Source organism: Nocardiopsis sp. B62, from assembly GCF_018070675.1.
In the GTDB taxonomy this organism is placed as follows: domain Bacteria; phylum Actinomycetota; class Actinomycetes; order Streptosporangiales; family Streptosporangiaceae; genus Nocardiopsis; species Nocardiopsis prasina.
The window spans coordinates 20,455-38,231 of record NZ_JAGPXK010000006.1; the positions used below are offsets into that span (position 1 = coordinate 20,455).

Sequence of the window (17,777 nt, forward strand, 5' to 3'; positions counted from 1 at the left end):
CTCCGGTTATTCGCCGTGCGTGCAAAACGCTCGCGCGCACCAACCGGAGGAGAATCCGTCCGTGAACGTTCCCTTGTGGGTGTGGGCCGCCACCATCGCGGCCATGGTGCTGATCCTCGCCCTGGATCTCGTGATCGTCGACCACCCGTGGAGCAAGACCAAGGGTCCCAAGGAGTTCGGGATCAAGCAGGCCTCCTGGTGGGCCGTCTTCTACATCGGTATCGCCATCGTGTTCGGGTTCGGGGTCATGTACTTCGGCAACCCGACGGCGGGCGCCGAGTACTTCGCCGGGTTCGTCACCGAGAAGAGCCTGAGCATCGACAACCTCTTCGTGTTCTACCTTCTGATGACCGCGTTCGCGGTCCCGAAGAAGTACCAGCACGAGGTCCTGCTCGTCGGCATCGTCATCGCGATCATCATGCGCGGCTTCTTCATCGTGCTGGGCGCGCAGGTCATCAACGCCTGGAGTGAGGTCTTCTACCTCTTCGGCGTCTTCCTCATCTACACCGGCTACAAGATCGTCCGCGACCACGTCAAGGGCGACGACGAGGAGAAGGACTTCACGCAGACGCCGGTCGTGCGCCTGGTGAAGCGCTTCTGGCCCGTGACGAAGGACTACCACGGCGCCAAGCTCACCGTGAAGCTCGACGGCCGCCGCCACGTGACCCCGATGCTGCTGGTGATCGTCGCGATCGGTGTCATCGACCTCGTCTTCGCCGTCGACTCCATCCCGGCCATCTTCGGCCTCACGCAGGACGCCTACATCGTCTTCACCGCCAACGCCTTCGCCCTGATGGGTCTGCGCCAGCTGTACTTCCTGCTGGCCGGACTGATGGACCGCCTGGCCTACATCAGCTGGGGCCTGTCCGCGATCATGGTGTTCATCGGCGTGAAGATGATCCTGCACGCCCTGCACGAGAACGGCGTGCACGTCGTCGACATCGGCATCGGCACCTCGCTCACCGTCATCCTGGGCATCATGACCGTCACCATCGTCGGCAGCCTGGTCAAGTCCGGCATCGACCAGCGCCGTCAGGCCGAGCTCGAGGGGCAGGACCGGGACAGGGCCGACCGCTCCTGACCCCGGACCACCCCGTCCGCGGACGACCCCGGGGCCCGGTCCCGGGAACTGTGGAAACCAGCATCGTTCGAACGGTTGTTCGTTTATAGTGGTGGTGTCCCGGCGCTCACGCGTCGGGGTGCCACCATTTTCGCGCGGCGGAAGAAACGGCCCCGGGTGATCGTTAGTCTTGTCGAACGGGGAGTCGTCTCACCACTCCCCGACATCTCCTGAGCGGCCCGATTCCGGAGCCGCGGCGGCCCCGAGGGGTCCGCGACCGCCTCAACGCGAAGCCATACACGGGTCCACCGACGTCACTGAGACGTGGTCCGCGTCCTGTGCGTCAGAGCCGAAGGATGTCTCACTCGATGGTCGAACAACTCGTGGTCCGTGGAGCACGGGAGCACAACCTCAAGGACGTGTCGCTGGACCTGCCCCGCGACTCCATGATCGTGTTCACCGGCCTGTCAGGTTCGGGCAAGTCCTCGCTCGCCTTCGACACCATCTTCGCCGAGGGCCAGCGCCGCTACGTCGAGTCCCTCTCGGCGTACGCCCGCCAGTTCCTGGGCCAGATGGACAAGCCCGACGTGGACTTCATCGAGGGCCTGTCCCCGGCGGTCTCCATCGACCAGAAGTCGACCAGCCGCAACCCGCGGTCCACGGTGGGCACCATCACCGAGGTCTACGACTACCTGCGCCTGCTCTGGGCCCGCGTGGGCGTTCCGCACTGTCCGGAGTGCCACCGAGAGATCGCCCGGCAGACGCCGCAGCAGATCGTCGACCGGGTCATGGAGATGACCGAGAGCACCCGTTTCCAGGTGCTCGCACCGGTCGTGCGCGGACGCAAGGGCGAGTACGTCGAGCTCTTCAAGGACCTCCAGTCCAAGGGCTACACGCGCGCCGTCGTCGACGGCCAGTCGGTCCGACTGGACGAGGCGCCCAAGCTCGGCCGCTACGACAAGCACGACATCGCCGTGGTCGTGGACCGGCTCAGCGTCAAGCCCGGCGCCAACGGGCGGCTCACCGACTCGGTGGAGACCGCGCTCAAGCTGGCCGGCGGCACCATCGTCCTGGACTTCGTGGACCTGGAGGCCGACGACCCCGAGCGGGAGAAGGTCTTCTCCGAACACCTCTACTGCCCCTACGACGACCTCTCCTTCGAGCAGCTCGAACCGCGCTCCTTCTCCTTCAACGCGCCCTACGGCGCCTGCCCCGACTGCTCCGGTCTGGGCACCCGCATGGAGGTCGACGCGGACCTGCTGGTCCCCGACCCCGAGCGGACCCTGGCCGAGGGCGCCATCGCCCCCTGGTCGGGCGGCCCCAACGGCGGTTACTGGGAGCGGATCCTCAAGGCGCTCGGCGAGGCCGTGGGGTTCGACACCGACACTTCCTGGGAGCGGCTGCCGCGCCGCGCGCGCAAGGCGATCCTGGAGGGGCACGACACCCAGGTGCACGTCAGCTACCGCAACCGGTACGGGCGCAGCCGCTCCTACTACACCGAGTTCGAGGGCGTGATCCCCTGGGTGAAGCGCCGCCACTCCGAGGTGGAGAGCGACCACACCCGTGAGCGCCTCGAGGGCTACATGCGCTCGGTGCCCTGCCCCACCTGTGACGGCACCCGGCTCAAGCCGGTCGTCCTCGCGGTGACGGTGGGCGGCAAGTCCATCGCCGAGGTGGCCTCCATGGCGCTGGGCGACAGCGCCGCCTTCCTGGCCGGGCTCCGGCTCTCCGACCGCGACATGGTCATCGCCGCCCAGGTGCTCAAGGAGATCAACGCTCGGCTCGGATTCCTGCTGGACGTGGGCCTGGACTACCTGAGCCTGGCCCGCTCCTCCGGTTCGCTCTCCGGCGGTGAGGCCCAGCGCATCCGTCTGGCCACCCAGATCGGCTCCGGCCTGGTGGGCGTGCTGTACGTCCTGGACGAGCCCTCCATCGGCCTGCACCAGCGTGACAACGCCCGGTTGCTGGAGACCCTCCAGCGCCTGCGCGACATCGGCAACATGCTCATCGTGGTCGAGCACGACGAGGACACCATCCGCGCGGCCGACTGGGTCGTGGACATCGGTCCCGGCGCCGGCGAGCACGGCGGGCACGTCGTGGTCTCGGGCATCGTGGACGAACTGCTCACCTCCGCCGACTCGCTCACCGGCGACTACCTGGCCGGGCGACGCGCCATCGAGCTGCCCGCCACGCGGCGCCCGCTGACCAAGGGGCACGAACTGGTGGTGCGGGGCGCCCGCGAGAACAACCTGCACGGCATCGACGTGTCCTTCCCGCTGGGCGTGTTCACCGCCATCACCGGCGTGTCCGGTTCGGGCAAGTCCACACTGGTCAACGAGATCCTGTACAAGGCCCTGGCCAAGGAGCTCAACGGGGCGCGCGACGTGCCCGGCCGCCACCTTCGGGTCAACGGGATGAACAAGGTCGACAAGGTGGTGCACGTCGACCAGAGTCCGATCGGCCGCACACCGCGTTCCAACCCGGCCACCTACTCCGGGGTCTTCGACCACGTGCGCAAGCTGTTCGCGCAGACCACCGACGCCAAGACGCGCGGGTACCAGCCCGGCCGGTTCTCGTTCAACGTCAAGGGCGGCCGCTGCGAGGCCTGCTCGGGTGACGGCACGCTCAGGATCGAGATGCAGTTCCTGCCGGACGTGTACGTGCCCTGCGAGGTCTGCCACGGTGCCCGGTACAACCGCGAGACCCTTCAGGTGAAGTACAAGGGCAAGAACATCGCCGAGGTTCTGGACATGCCGATCTCGGAGGCCCTGGAGTTCTTCGAGCCGGTGAACGCGATCCGCCGCCACCTTCAGACGCTGGCCGACGTCGGTCTGGGCTACGTGCGGCTGGGCCAGCCCGCCACCACGCTCTCCGGAGGTGAGGCCCAGCGTGTCAAGCTCGCCGCCGAGCTCCAGCGCCGCTCCACCGGGCGGACTGTGTACGTGCTCGACGAGCCCACCACCGGCCTGCACTTCGAGGACATCCGCAAGCTGCTGGGAGTCCTCAACCGGCTGGCCGACACGGGGAACTCGGTGATCGTCATCGAGCACAACCTCGACGTCATCAAGACGGCCGACCACGTCATCGACATGGGCCCCGAGGGCGGTTCCGGTGGTGGCACGGTCGTGGCCGAGGGCACCCCCGAGGAGGTCGCCGCGGTCGCGGAGTCCTACACCGGACGGTTCCTCGCCAAGATGCTCTGACCGGACCCGCGAGGATCCACCTCCGGCGCCCGCACGGCCACCGTGCGGGCGCCGCGTCGTGCGAGGCACCGCAGCGCCGGGCGGGCGCGCGCGGCGGTCGGTACAGTCGTGGGTGCCAGGCGCCCGCATCCCCCGTCACCCCCGGAGGTCGACCTCTCCCATGAACGCCTCACCGCACCCGAACGGACACCAGTGGGGGACGCGACCGCCGCAGGACGGCCCGCCCGCACCGGGACCGGTCGGGGCACCCGCGCCCGAGGGCGGTTCGGCGGCGGGGACCGTGCCACCGGTGGTCGGGGCCGGCTACCCGCTGGCGTCCTGGTGGGCGCGGGCGGCCGCCCGCTGCATCGACGCGGTCGTGATCGCGCTGCCGGCGCTTCTGATCAGCCTGGTCCTCGCGCTCACCTGGGCCGGTGCTCAGGTGGTCCTGGGCGGATCCACCCAGGACCTGGACCAACGCTTCTGGTTCATCCTCTGGCCGGTCATGTTCGTCCTCCACACCGCCTACGAGACCTACGCCGTCTCCCGCTGGCAGCAGACCTACGGCAAGCGGAGGATGGGGCTGAAGGTGGCCCCGCTGTCCGCCCAGGGAGGGCTCGGTCCGATCCGCCTCTCCGCCGTCACGGTCCGCGCGGCCCTGTACGGCTTCCCGATCCTGCTGTTCTTCACACGCGGGCTCTGGTTCGTGTTCATCGCCGTGATGGCGCTGCTGATCGGCGGGATGGCCGCCTGGAACCGGCCGAACCGGCAGGGTCTGCACGACAGGATCGCGGGAACCGTGGTCCTCGACGTCCGGTCGCGGTGAGGCCCGGACCCACCGCTCGTCTGGCAGGCTGTTCCCCATGCTCGGACGACTGCGCGCGGTGACCATCGACTGCCCCGACCCCGGGGCGCTGGCCGACTTCTACTCGGAGCTCCTGGGGCTGCCCGTCACCAGGCGTGACCACGACTGGGCCGGGATCGGAGACGGGACCTGGCCCGTGATCGACTTCCAGCGGGTGGACGGCCACCGGGCCCCTGCCTGGCCGGACCCCGAGCGGCCCCAGCAGATGCACTTCGAGATCGCGGTCGGGGACATCGACGCCGCCCACGAGCGGGTCCTGACCTTGGGCGCGCGTCTGCTGTCTGTTTCCGAGGAGCGGCCCGACAACATGTACCGGGTCTACGCCGACCCCGCCGGTCACCCGTTCTGCCTGGAGTTCACGGCCTGACCGCAGCTGGCCAGGGGGCGGGTGGCCCTTCCGGTGCGAGCGTCCGGACGGTTCAATGTGTCCATCCCGCCCGGAGCGGGGTTTCCCCCGAGCCGCGTGTGGCGGTCAGCTCCCTGAGCTGAGCCCGCTTCGCCGCCGCGTTCTCACGAGCATGAGAGGGCGACGTGCCTCTACACCGCACCTTCCACAAGACCGAACCGCAGAAGCTTCTCCCGGGTGACTGGCGCAGCCTGAGGTTCGACGTCGACGAGCGTGGAGAGAGGGGCCGGTTCTACTCCCTGGTCGGCCAGGGCGAACCCCGGGGCGCCCTGTACGACCTGTCCGTGGGCGTGGTCCTGGAAGGGGTCGACCCGGGGGCCGAGGTGCAGTTGCGTGCCAGCGAGTACGTCAGGACCGGGGACGAGTGGGTCGTGGCCAGGGACCGGCCGATCGACAGCCCGGCGCACGTGGGTGGCAGGGCGCACTTCACCTACTCCTGGAAGGATCTCCTGGAGCCCGGGCGGCGGGTTCGCGTTCGGGTGGCGCAGTTCGGGCGTTCCCCGGCGGTGATCGTGAGCGCCGAGGCGACCGCCCTGTTCTGGCCCGGGGACGAGTCGGACCCCGGCCACGAGCCCCTCCACCCCCACCACTCAGAGCCTCACCACCCCCAGCCCCACCACCCCCAGCCCTACTACGGCCAGCCGGGCCACCACACACCCGGGGGGTACGGGCCGCCGCCTCACGCCGCCTACCCGCCGCCGCAGGCCGCCCCCGGCGCCTACCCGCCGCCCCCGCCGGTGGCAGGTGGTCACACGCGCGCCTACCCGCCGGAGGGCCCGCCGCAGGGGCAGGACCACTGGCGTTCCGAGTAGGGGGCGGTGCACGGCACCCGACCCGACCTACTACGATTCGTAGTGGAATTCAGGCGCAGGTGAGGAGCGTTCGGTCGTGGCTGGAACGAGGACATGCGGGTGCGGGTTGAGCAGGCGTCGTCTGCTCGGAACGGCGGGGGCGGCGGCCGCCGTGACCGCCGTGAGCGCCTGCGGTGAGCCTCCCAACCCACAGGAGGTGCGCCGGGGCCACGTGGTCGGTCAGACCTCCGACGTCCCCGAGGGCGGCGGGGCGGTGTTCAGCCACAGCAAGCTGGTGGTGACCCAGCCCGAGGAGGGCCGGTACAGGGCCTTCAGCGCGGCCTGCACCCACGGCGGCTGCACGGTCCAGGAGGTGGAGGACGAGGTCATCCGCTGCCTGTGCCACGGCAGCGAGTTCGACATCGTCTCGGGTGAGGTCGTGACCGGACCGGCCCAGGAACCCCTGGAGGAGTTCACCGTCACCATCGACGGGACCGACATCATCCTCGACTGACCGGGGTCACACACGACGGAGCCCCACCGGACAGTGTTCCGGTGGGGCTCCGTCGTTGCTCGGGCGGGTCAGACCTCTTCGGGGTTGCCGGACTGCGCCGAACCGTTGCCGCTGTCGTGGACGGCGCCGGAGGCGGCGGCCGTCCGACGGAAGGCCGACGTCGGGAAGCGCGCGGCGTAGCCGGACTCGTCGTCCGCGCCGCCGACGAACTCCGTGCGCTTGCGCGGGAGGGACTCGGGGTAGTTGGTGGCCAGCCAGGTGATCAGGTGCTCACGGATCTCGCAGGCGATGTTCCACTGGTTGCCGGTGTCGGAGGCGGTGGCGACCACCCGGACCATGACCTCACCGGTTTCGGTGATGTCCACGACCTGGCAGGACCAGCTGCGCCCGTCCCAGAACCTGCTCGCGGTGATCAGGCGGCCGGTCTCCTCGCGCAGGTCGCCGATGGGCACCTCCCAGTCCAGGGGGAGCTGGACCTTGGCGGTGATGTTGGTCCCGGACTTGGTCCAGTTCTCGAAGCTGGTGGTGGTGAAGTTGGCGACGGGGACCACCAGGCGGCGCTCGTCCCAGATCTTGATGGTGACGTTGACGAGGCTGAGCTCCTCGACGCGGCCCCACTCGCCCTCGACCACCACGACGTCGCCGATACGCAGGGCGTCGCTGAAGGCCAGCTGGAGCCCGGCGAAGAGGTTGCCCAGGGTCGACTGGGCGGCGACACCGGCGACGATGCCGATCACACCGGCCGATGCCAGGAGCCCGGCTCCGAGTGCCTGGACCTCGGGGAAGGTGAACAGGATCGACGCGATGGCGAGGATCACGATGACCGAGGTGATCACCCGGCGCAGGAGGCGCACCTGGGTCTGGAGACGGCGGGCACGGCGGTCGGCGTCGCCGTTGCGCGCCGAGAGCCGCTCCAGGACCATGTCCGTGGCCGCGTAGGCCAGGCTGATACCCAGAGCGGTCAGGGTACCGATCATCAGGATCGTCATCGCGTGGTCGATGGTCTGGAACGTGCTCCAGGGCACGTCCCCCCGGCTGGGGAGCGCCAGGTTGGCACCGGCGACCGCCGCCGCGGTGTACGCGGTGACCGCCGAGCGCGAGACCACGTAGCGGGCCATCGGCCAGACCTTGCCCAACTTGTGGTTGAGCAGCCACTGGAGTACGAAGACCAGGGCCATCGAGACCGCGACGGTGACGCCGATCGCGATCCATTGGGACGGATTCACGACGAAGTGCCCCCCTGTCGTTCATGTCGGGAAGTTCGGCTGTACCCGCCCAACCTAGACCATGCAGATATCCAATCGTGACGTTTGCTTGGACTGATCCTGCTGGAGTGACCCGCTCCACGGGGGCGCTCCGCACGGACAGGTGGCCGTCTGTCCCCGGGAGCGACCAGAATGGGGGTATGGCTGCGACTCCTCACCTGCGCCCCGCCCCCGGTTCCATCCCGACCGAGCCCGGTGTCTACCGATTCCGGGACGCCTCCGGACGGGTCATCTACGTGGGCAAGGCCAAGAACCTGCGATCGCGGCTGTCCTCCTACTTCCGGGACTTCGCCGGACTGCACCCCCGTACCCAGCAGATGGTCTCCACCGCGGCCGACGTCGACTGGACGATCGTCGGCACCGAGGTCGAGGCCCTCCAGCTGGAGTACTCCTGGATCAAGCAGTACGACCCGCGATTCAACGTCAAGTACCGCGACGACAAGAGCTACCCCTACCTGGCGGTGACCCTCAACGAGGAGTTTCCGCGGGTACAGGTGATGCGGGGGGCCAAGCGCCGGGGCGTGCGCTACTTCGGCCCCTACTCGCACGCCTGGGCCATCCGCGAGACCGTCGACCTGCTGCTGCGGGTCTTCCCGGTGCGCACCTGCTCGGCCGGGGTCTTCCGAGGGGCCCGCAACAGCGGCCGCCCCTGCCTGCTCGGCTACATCGGCAAGTGCGTGGCGCCCTGCGTGGGCCGCGCCAGCCCCGAGGAGCACCGCGAGCTGGCGGAGGACTTCTGCTCGTTCCTGGCCGGGGACACGGGGCGCTTCATCCGCCAGCTGGAGGGCCGCATGACCGAGGCGGCCCAGGAGATGGAGTACGAGCGGGCCGCGCGCATCCGCGACGACATCGAGGCCCTGCGCGCCGCCCTGGAGAAGCAGGCCGTCGTGCTGCCCGACTCCACCGACTGCGACGTCATCGCCATGGCCGACGACCCCCTGGAGGCGGCGGTCCAGATCTTCCACGTCCGGGGCGGCCGGATCCGCGGCCAGCGCGGCTATGTGGTGGACAAGGTGACCGACGCCAACCCCGGGGAACTCATGCAGACCTTCCTGCGCCAGCTCTACGGCGCGCTGGACGGAGCCGAGGAGACCGAGGGCACCGGCACGTCGATCCCGCGTGAGGTCCTGGTCTCCCACGAGCCCGACGACCCCGACGCCGTGGCGAGCTGGCTGTCCGAGCACCGGGGCTCGGCGGTGGACCTGCGCGTGCCCCAGCGAGGTGACAAGAAGTCCCTCATGGAGACGGTGGACAAGAACGCCCGCGAGGCGCTGGCGCGGCACAAGACCCACCGCGCCGGGGACCTGAGCACCCGGAGCCGCGCCCTCAACGAGATCCAGGAGGCGCTGGACCTGACCGAGGCGCCGCTGCGCATCGAGTGCTTCGACATCTCCAACCTCCAGGGCGAGCACGTGGTGGCGTCGATGGTGGTCTTCGAGGACGGCCTGGCCCGCAAGTCCGAGTACCGGCGCTTCTCCGTGCGCGGCAGCGGGGTCGGGGGAGCGGAGCAGCACGACGTGGCCGCCATGTACGAGGTGGTCAAACGCCGGTTCCGCCGCTACCTGGAGGAGAGTTCACGCGCGGGTGAGGTGGCCCGCATGGGCGGCTCCGAGGACCACGCGGGCAACGGCGGCCCGGAGGCGCACGAGGTGACGGGCGGCAGCGGAGCGTCCGAGGAGCCCACGCCCGGCAAGTTCGCCTACCCGCCTAACCTGGTGGTGGTGGACGGTGCCCGGCCGCAGGCGGAGGCGGCGCGGCGCGCGCTGGACGAACTCGGGATCGAGGACGTGGCGGTCTGCGGTCTGGCCAAGCGCCTGGAAGAGGTGTGGCTGCCCGACGACGAGGATCCGGTGATCCTCCCGCGCACCGGCGAGGGCCTCTACCTCCTCCAGCGCGTCCGCGACGAGGCCCACCGCTTCGCCATCCAGTACCACCGGCAAAAACGCGCCAAGGCACTCACCGGGAGCAGTCTGGACGAACTCCCGGGGCTGGGCCCGGCGCGCAGGACAGCCCTCATCAAGGAGTTCGGTTCGGTGCGCAGACTCGCCTCGGCGAGCGTCGAGGAGATCGCGGAGGTGCCCGGGATCGGCCCCAAACTGGCCGAGTCCGTGCACGCACATCTGTCCGGTGGCCCCGGCCGGAGGGATGGGGAGGGTGACGGGGCGACGGCAAGGCAAGGCACAGACGGGGGAGGAGACACATGACGGTCGAACTGGGTGGGGAGCTTCCGCCCGAGGTGGTCATCGTCACCGGGATGTCCGGGGCGGGTCGCAGCACGGCGGCCAGGGCCCTGGAGGACCTGGACTGGTTCGTGGTGGACAACCTGCCACCGGGCCTTCTGCCGACGATGATCGAGCTCGCCGGCCGCACCCACGGGGCGGTCCCCCGGGTCGCGGTGGTGGTGGACGTGCGTTCACTCGCTTTCACAGAGGACCTGCTGTCCACGGTGGAGGAGCTGCGCAAGCGCGACATCACCGCGCGGGTGCTGTACCTGGAGGCCGGGGACGACGCCCTGGTGCGCCGCTTCGAGGGGGTCCGCCGACCCCACCCCCTCCAGGGTGACGGCCGCCTGACCGACGGCATCGCCCGTGAGCGCGAGACCCTGCGCGCCATCCGGGGCGAGGCCGACCTGGTCATCGACACCTCGCAGCTCAACGTGCACCAGCTCAAGGCGCGGGTGATCGGGTTCTTCGGAGAGAGCGACGAGGTGCGCCCGCGCGCCAACGTGGTCTCCTTCGGCTTCAAGCACGGCCTTCCGGTCGACGCCGACCTCGTCCTGGACTGCCGGTTCCTGCCCAACCCCCACTGGGTGCCCGAGCTCAGGCCGATGAACGGCCGCGACGAGCCGGTCCGGGACTACGTCCTCTCGCAGGACGGCGCCCAGGAGATGCTGGAGGCGTACTCGGAGGTCCTGAAGCTGACCATCGCCGGTTACCAGCGCGAGGGCAAGCACTACATGACCCTCGCGGTGGGCTGTACCGGCGGCAAGCACCGCAGCGTGGCCATGGCGGAGCAGTTCGGCGACCGGCTGCGCGCGCAGGGCGTGGACGTGCACGTGGTCCACCGGGACGTGGGCCGGGAGTGACACGCGTTCGAGGCGTGACCCGGGGGCTCGCGCCCCCGGGCCCCCGAGCCGTCCCGGTCACCGATCCGGTGTGACCACGGCACCGACACGCTCGTGCTCCGGCCGCTCACAGGTGGACGCGCGTCCCACTGACATCCTGGTCCCCACCGACACGCGCCCGGCCCTCGGGTGAACCGAATCGCCAATAATGGCGTCTTCCCTTACATTGGCCCGGTCATTGTTGGTGCCGGTCCGCGAAGGGGCCGGGACACGGCGGGCCGGGGGCGTGGGCCGGCCGTTCGCACGCCCCCACTCCGGGGCGGGCCGACGCGTCCGCCGGACACGGGACGAGGGGGCAGGCCAAAGGCATGTCGAACAGCACCGCTCCGGACGGGGACGACGCCTCACGGCCACCCCGGGTGGTCGCGCTGGGGGGCGGGCACGGCCTGTACGCCTCCCTGTCGGCGCTGCGCAGGGTGACCACGGACGTCACCGCCATCGTGACGGTCGCCGACGACGGCGGCTCCAGCGGCCGTCTGCGCGAGGAACTGGGCGTGTTGCCGCCCGGGGACCTGAGAATGGCCCTGGCCGCGCTGTGCGGGGACGACGAGTGGGGGCACACCTGGAGCCAGGTGCTCCAGCACCGCTTCCGCTCGGAGGGGGACCTGCACGGCCACGCGGTCGGCAACCTGCTGATCGTCGCTCTCTGGGAACTGCTCGGTGACTCGGTGGCGGGTCTGGACTGGGTGGGGCAGCTGCTGGGCGCCCACGGCCGGGTCCTGCCGATGTCGTCGGTCCCGCTGGAGATCTCCGCGGAGGTGTCCGGGATCGACCCCGACAAACCCGACGCGCTCACCACGGTGCGCGGGCAGGTGGCGTGCGCCAGCACCAGCGGCCGGGTGCGCTCCATCTCGTTGATCCCCGAGGACCCCCCGGCCAGCCCGCAGGCGGTCAAGGCCGTACGGGAGGCCGACTGGGTGGTCTTCGGTCCCGGTTCCTGGTTCACCAGCGTGCTGCCGCACCTGCTGGTCCCGGAGCTGGCCCACGCCCTGGTCACCACTCGGGCCAAGCGGCTGGTGGTGCTCAACCTGTTGCCGCAGCAGGGGGAGACCGACGACTTCCGTCCCGAGACCTACCTCGAGGTGCTGCACGAGCACGCGCCCAAGCTGGGCGTGGACGTGGTGCTCGCCGACACCGGAACGGTGGAGGAGGTCGGCCCGCTCCTGTCCGCCGCCCACCAGCTCGGCGGGCGGCTCGAACTGGCCGACCTGAGCCGGGGGGACGGCTCTCCGCGCCACGACGCCGACAAGCTGGCCGCCGCCCTGGAGCACGTCCTGGAGGTCTGACCCGCACGCGCGAGTACGGCCGCCCGTGTTGTTGGTGCCGTGCTGGGGTCCCCGTGACCGGGGACGGGGAAGGGTGGTCGCATGGCTGATCACCGCATTCACCTGGAACGCGTCTATGACGAGGTCCGCGCCGAGGAGCACCCCGGGCAGGGGGAGGAACCCCCGCCCGGGCCCAGGTTCCTCGTGGACCGCCTCTGGCCCCGAGGGGTGAGCAAGAGCGCGGTCGCCGGGGACGAGTGGGTCAAGGACGCCGCGCCCAGCCCCCACCTGCGCACCTGGTTCGGGCACGACCCGGGCCGCTTCGACGAGTTCGCCCGCCGCTACCGGGCCGAACTCAAGGCCCACCCGGAGGTCCTGGAACCCCTCCTCGACGCGGCCCGGAAGGGGCCCGTCACACTCCTGTACGCGGCCAAGGACACCGAGCACAACCACGCCGTCGTGTTGAGGGACCACCTGGAGTCGCTCCTGGACCCCTCCACGGGGGCGGGGAGCAATTGACCGCACACCGTCACGAAGGGCGACACGCCGCCTGTGAGCTGGGGTTGAGGAAGTGCGACACGCCGTGCGGGGGTCGGCGTAAAGGCGCGCGTCACGTAGTCTGCACCGAGAAAGCCGCCCAGGGGTGACCCCTTGGCGGCACCCCGGCGCCCGGGTGTGCGGCGCCGGTGTTCTGCCAGTTCAAGGGGAGGATCGCAGCGATGGCGATGACCGGCGTGGTGAAGGATGAGCTGAGCCGACTGGCGATCCTCAAGCCATGCTGCCGCAAGGCGGAGGTGTCCACCATCCTGCGGTTCACCGGTGGCCTGCACCTCGTGGGCGGCCGGATCGTGATCGAGGCCGAACTCGACACGGGCGCGGCCGCACGGCGGCTGCGCAAGGACATCTCGGAGGTCTTCGGGCACGAGTCCGAGGTGGTCGTGCTGTCCCCGAGCGGGCTGCGCAAGGGCAACCGGTACGTGGTGCGGGTGATCAAGGACGGCGAGTCCCTGGCCCGCCAGACCGGTCTGGTCGACAACAACGGCCGCCCGGTGCGCGGCCTGCCCCGTCACGTGGTGGCGGGCGGGGCCTGCGACTCCGAGTCCGCCTGGCGTGGCGCCTTCATCGCACACGGCTCCCTGACCGAGCCGGGCCGGTCCATGTCGCTGGAGGTCACCTGCCCCGGTCCGGAGGCGGCGCTGGCGCTGGTCGGCGCGGCCCGTCGGCTCAAGGTGCACGCCAAGGCCCGCGAGGTGCGCGGTGTGGACCGGGTGGTGGTGCGCGACGGTGACTCCATCGGCGCGCTGCTGACCCTGTTGGGCGCCCACCAGAGCGTCCTGGCCTGGGAGGAGCGCCGGATGCGCCGGGAGGTGCGTGCCACCGCGAACCGGCTCGCCAACTTCGACGACGCCAACCTGCGGCGCAGCGCCCGGGCCGCGGTCGCGGCGGGTGCGCGGGTGGAGCGGGCCCTGGAGATCCTGGGGGAGGAAGCCCCCAAGCACCTGGTTGCAGCCGGTCAGCTGCGGCTGGCCCACAAGCAGGCCTCCCTGGAGGAGCTGGGACAGCTCTCGGTCCCACCCCTGACCAAGGACGCCATCGCCGGGCGCATACGGAGGCTGCTCGCGATGGCCGACAAGCGGGCCAGTGACCTGGGCATCGAGGGCACAGAGGCGAACCTCACTCCCGACATGATGGTTCCCTGACCGGTCGAGGGGCACGATCACGCCGGAACACGACCGTCACACCGATGTTCGGCTTTGTTAACTGGGAAAACTCCCGGATAACTTCCGAAAATGGTATAGACCTCTCAGCTTTGCGGTGCCAGGATGGTCGCGAATCCGCGAGGGGACGACGGGTCGCCGGTCGGGGGTGAGAACGGCCCCCGCCGACACTCCGATAGGCTCTTTGTGAACACCTGTTACGCGTTCACGCTGTTCAACACGGTCGCGCCGACCCCATGGGTCCGGTGCCCCGGAACAGCCACACGCTCGGGTGAAACTGCTGTGCGACATATGAGGAGATTGGTTCCGTGACCATCCGTGTAGGCGTCAACGGCTTCGGTCGGATCGGCCGCAACTTCTGGCGCGCGGTCGCCGCTGGCGGCAGCGACATCGAAATCGTCGCGGTCAACGACCTCACCGACACCAAGACGCTCGCGCACCTGCTCAAGTACGACACCGTGCTTGGCACCCTCGAGGGCGACGTCGAGGCCGGTGACGACTTCATCCGCGTCGGCGACAAGAACATCAAGGTTCTGGCCCAGCGCGACCCGGCCCAGCTGCCCTGGGGCGAGCTGAACGTCGACGTCGTCGTCGAGTCCACCGGTATCTTCACCAAGGCCGAGGACGCCCGCAAGCACATCAGTGCCGGCGCCAAGAAGGTCATCATCTCCGCCCCGGCCAAGGGCGAGGACATCACCATCGTGATGGGCGTCAACGACGACAAGTACGACGCCGCCAACCACGACATCATCTCCAACGCCTCCTGCACCACCAACTGCGTGGCGCCCATGGCGAAGGTGCTCAAGGACAACTTCGGTGTCCAGCAGGGCTTCATGACCACGGTCCACGCGTACACGAACGACCAGGTCATCCTGGACTTCCCGCACAAGGACCTGCGTCGGGCCCGCGCCGCCGCGCAGAACATCATCCCGACCAGCACGGGTGCCGCCAAGGCCACCGCCCTGGTCATCCCCGAGCTCGCGGGCAAGCTGGACGGCATGGCCATGCGCGTCCCCGTGCCGGACGGCTCCGCCACCGACCTGGTCGTCACCGTGGACCGTGAGGTCACCAAGGACGAGGTCAACGCCGCGTTCAAGGCCGCGGCCGAGGGCCCGCTCAAGGACGTCCTGGTCTACACCGAGGACGAGATCGTCTCCTCCGACATCGTCGGCACCTCGCCCTCCTGCACCCTGGACGCCGGGATGACCATGGTCGCCGGCAACCAGGTCAAGATCCTGGGCTGGTACGACAACGAGTGGGGCTACTCCAACCGCCTGGCCGACCTGGCCAAGCTGGTCGGCTCCAACCTGTGACCAACGGGTCCTGACCCGTGGCCGCGCACGTGTGACCCGGCACCCCTTCCGCCCCGGCGCGGTGGGGGTGCCGTCGCGTGCGCACCCCTCCAGCCCCAGACTTCGACACCCCAACGAGGAGACCAGCATGCGGACGATCGACGAACTCGACGTCTCCGGCAAGCGCGTGTTCGTCCGGGCCGACCTGAACGTGCCCCTGGACGGTGACCGCATCACCGACGACGGGCGCATCCGCGCGGCCCTGCCGACCATCGAGAAGCTTCGTGAGCGCGGCGCCCGCGTCATCGTCGCCGCCCACCTGGGCCGCCCCAAGGGCGCCCCGGACCCCCAGTACTCCCTGCGCCCCGTCGCCGCCCGGCTCGGCGAGCTGCTCGGCACCGAGGTGGCCTTCGCCGCCGACACCGCCGGTGAGTCCGCCCGCGCCACCTCCGCCGCCCTCGGGGACGGAGAGGTCGCGCTTCTGGAGAACGTGCGCTTCGAGCCCGGCGAGACCAGCAAGGACGACGCCGAGCGCGGCGAGCTCGCCGACCGCTTCGCCCAGCTCGCCGACCTGTACGTGGGGGACGCCTTCGGCGCCGTGCACCGCAGGCACGCCAGCGTCTACGACCTGCCCGGCAAGCTCCCGCACGCCGTCGGCGGCCTCGTGCTGACCGAGGTCGAGGTGCTCAAGCGGCTCACCGAGAACCCCGAGCGCCCCTACGTGGTGGCGCTGGGCGGCTCCAAGGTCTCCGACAAGCTCGCCGTGATCGACAACCTCCTGGGCACCGCCGACCGCCTGCTCATCGGTGGCGGAATGGTGTTCACCTTCCTCAAGGCCAAGGGCTACGAGGTCGGCTCCAGCCTGCTGGAGGCCGACCAGCTCGACACCGTGCGCGGCTACCTGGAGCGAGCCGAGCGCGAGGGCGTGGAGATCGTCCTGCCCGTGGACGTCGTCGCCGCCGAGAAGTTCGCCGCCGACGCCCCGCACGCCGACGTGGACGTCGACGCCATCCCGGCCGACAGGATGGGTCTGGACATCGGCCCGAAGAGCCAGGAACTGTTCGCCGCGAAGCTGGCCGACGCCAGGACCGTGTTCTGGAACGGTCCGATGGGCGTCTTCGAGATGGCCCCCTACGCGGGCGGAACGCGGGCCCTGGCCCAGGCCCTCGTCGACTCCGACGCCCTCACCGTCGTCGGTGGCGGCGACTCCGCCGCCGCAGTGCGCTCCCTGGGCTTCGACGAGGCGGCCTTCGGTCACATCTCCACCGGCGGCGGCGCCAGCCTGGAGTACCTGGAGGGCAAGGACCTCCCCGGCATCGACGCCCTCGCCTGAGGTCCCTCCGCTCCGCGCCTTCGCTCCGCTGTGGCGCGTGACCCGGGCAGCACACGTAAGCCCTCTCCGACGATTGTGAAGTGAGTCAAGGATGACCAAGCGCCAGCCGCTCATCGCGGGCAACTGGAAGATGAACAACAACCACTTCGAGGCGATCGCGCTCGTCCAGAAGCTGGCCTTCGCCCTGAACGACAAGGACTACGACAACGCCGAGGTCGTCGTCCTGCCGCCGTTCACCGACATCCGCAGCGTGCAGACGCTGGTGGACGGGGACAAGCTGCGCATCCGGTTCGGCGCGCAGGACATCTCCGCCCACGACAAGGGCGCCTACACCGGTGAGGTCTCCGGTTCGATGCTCGCCAAGCTGGAGTGCTCCTACGTCCTGGTGGGCCACTCCGAGCGCCGCGAGTACCACAACGAGGACGACGCCCTGGTGAACGCCAAGGTCAAGGCCGCCTACAAGAACGACATCGTCCCGCTCCTGTGCGTGGGCGAGGGCCTCGAGGTGCGCAAGGCGGGCCAGCAGGTCGAGCACGTCCTCGCCCAGCTGGACGGCGCCCTCAAGGAGATCCCGGCCGAGCAGGCCGAGCGGATCGTCATCGCCTACGAGCCCGTCTGGGCCATCGGCACCGGCGAGGTCGCCACCCCCGAGGACGCCCAGGAGGTGTGCGCCGCGATCCGCGTCCGCCTGGCCGAGCTGTACTCCGCCGAGCTGGCCGACGCGGTCCGCGTGCTCTACGGCGGTTCGGTCAAGGGCGACAACGCCCCCGGCATCATGGCCAAGGCCGACGTCGACGGCGCCCTGGTCGGCGGTGCCTGCCTGAAGGCCGACGAATTCGCCAAGGTGATCCGTTTCGGCGAGAACGGCTGACCAAACGTCTCGTGGACCCGGCCCGTCACTCTCCGACGTCCAGGGGTGACGGGCCGGGTGCCCGACGGGTGCCCTGTTCGGGCTAGACTTC

Annotated in this window: 15 protein-coding genes; 14 read left to right on the forward strand and 1 reads right to left on the reverse strand. The window is 70.0% G+C overall.

The annotated features are described in order from the left end of the window. The first annotated feature begins 61 nt into the window (after positions 1-61). From KBX21_RS08840 to KBX21_RS08865, 6 genes are all read left to right on the forward strand, one after another. Positions 62-1,081 (forward strand): TerC family protein, encoded by a 1,020-nt coding sequence (locus KBX21_RS08840; protein WP_049578581.1) that lies wholly within the window; start codon positions 62-64, stop codon positions 1,079-1,081. Between the two features lie 347 nt (positions 1,082-1,428). Beyond that, entirely contained in the window at positions 1,429-4,263 is a 2,835-nt protein-coding gene (gene uvrA / locus KBX21_RS08845) for an excinuclease ABC subunit UvrA (protein WP_210841609.1), read from the forward strand. A gap of 160 nt (positions 4,264-4,423) precedes the next feature. Continuing rightward, positions 4,424-5,068 carry an RDD family protein gene (locus KBX21_RS08850; RefSeq protein ID WP_049578585.1) on the forward strand — a complete coding sequence of 215 codons (645 nt, stop codon included), beginning with the start codon at positions 4,424-4,426 and terminating at the stop codon, positions 5,066-5,068. Between the two features lie 37 nt (positions 5,069-5,105). Further along, positions 5,106-5,474, forward strand: coding sequence for a VOC family protein (locus KBX21_RS08855; RefSeq protein WP_049578587.1), 369 nt, complete (start codon positions 5,106-5,108; stop codon positions 5,472-5,474). Positions 5,475-5,638: 164 nt separating this feature from the next. Then, positions 5,639-6,325, forward strand: coding sequence for a hypothetical protein (locus KBX21_RS08860; RefSeq protein WP_210841610.1), 687 nt, complete (start codon positions 5,639-5,641; stop codon positions 6,323-6,325). A 106-nt stretch (positions 6,326-6,431) separates the two neighbouring features. Further along, positions 6,432-6,818 carry a Rieske (2Fe-2S) protein gene (locus tag KBX21_RS08865; RefSeq protein ID WP_049577012.1) on the forward strand — a complete coding sequence of 129 codons (387 nt, stop codon included), beginning with the start codon at positions 6,432-6,434 and terminating at the stop codon, positions 6,816-6,818. 68 nt (positions 6,819-6,886) lie between these two features. Here KBX21_RS08865 and KBX21_RS08870 read toward each other — a convergent pair whose 3' ends face one another. Beyond that, on the reverse strand, positions 6,887-7,996 hold the full coding sequence (locus KBX21_RS08870; RefSeq protein WP_082206623.1) for a mechanosensitive ion channel domain-containing protein: 1,110 nt from the start codon (positions 7,994-7,996) through the stop codon (positions 6,887-6,889). A 227-nt stretch (positions 7,997-8,223) separates the two neighbouring features. Between KBX21_RS08870 and uvrC the strand changes: the two genes are divergently transcribed. The 8 genes from uvrC to tpiA all read left to right on the forward strand — a co-directional run bounded on the left by uvrC (position 8,224) and on the right by tpiA (position 17,686). After that, positions 8,224-10,287: an excinuclease ABC subunit UvrC gene (gene uvrC / locus KBX21_RS08875; RefSeq protein ID WP_049577020.1), complete on the forward strand. Its 2,064-nt coding sequence runs from the start codon at positions 8,224-8,226 to the stop codon at positions 10,285-10,287. Beyond that, positions 10,284-11,168 carry an RNase adapter RapZ gene (rapZ, locus tag KBX21_RS08880; RefSeq protein ID WP_017546458.1) on the forward strand — a complete coding sequence of 295 codons (885 nt, stop codon included), beginning with the start codon at positions 10,284-10,286 and terminating at the stop codon, positions 11,166-11,168. The genes uvrC and rapZ overlap by 4 nt, the downstream gene beginning before the upstream one ends. A 347-nt stretch (positions 11,169-11,515) precedes the next feature. After that, entirely contained in the window at positions 11,516-12,493 is a 978-nt protein-coding gene (gene yvcK / locus KBX21_RS08885) for a uridine diphosphate-N-acetylglucosamine-binding protein YvcK (RefSeq protein ID WP_199776642.1), read from the forward strand. Positions 12,494-12,574: 81 nt separating this feature from the next. Further along, entirely contained in the window at positions 12,575-12,991 is a 417-nt protein-coding gene (locus tag KBX21_RS08890; RefSeq protein ID WP_049577025.1) for a DUF488 domain-containing protein, read from the forward strand. 200 nt (positions 12,992-13,191) lie between these two features. Then, complete coding sequence (gene whiA, locus KBX21_RS08895) at positions 13,192-14,172, forward strand: DNA-binding protein WhiA (protein ID WP_049577030.1); 981 nt, start codon at positions 13,192-13,194, stop codon at positions 14,170-14,172. A 326-nt stretch (positions 14,173-14,498) separates the two neighbouring features. Then, positions 14,499-15,503: a type I glyceraldehyde-3-phosphate dehydrogenase gene (gap, locus tag KBX21_RS08900; RefSeq protein WP_049577035.1), complete on the forward strand. Its 1,005-nt coding sequence runs from the start codon at positions 14,499-14,501 to the stop codon at positions 15,501-15,503. 127 nt (positions 15,504-15,630) lie between these two features. Next, positions 15,631-16,815, forward strand: coding sequence for a phosphoglycerate kinase (gene pgk, locus KBX21_RS08905; RefSeq protein ID WP_210841611.1), 1,185 nt, complete (start codon positions 15,631-15,633; stop codon positions 16,813-16,815). Positions 16,816-16,906: 91 nt separating this feature from the next. Then, complete coding sequence (gene tpiA / locus KBX21_RS08910; RefSeq protein WP_049577044.1) at positions 16,907-17,686, forward strand: triose-phosphate isomerase; 780 nt, start codon at positions 16,907-16,909, stop codon at positions 17,684-17,686. The last annotated feature ends 91 nt before the right edge of the window (positions 17,687-17,777 follow it).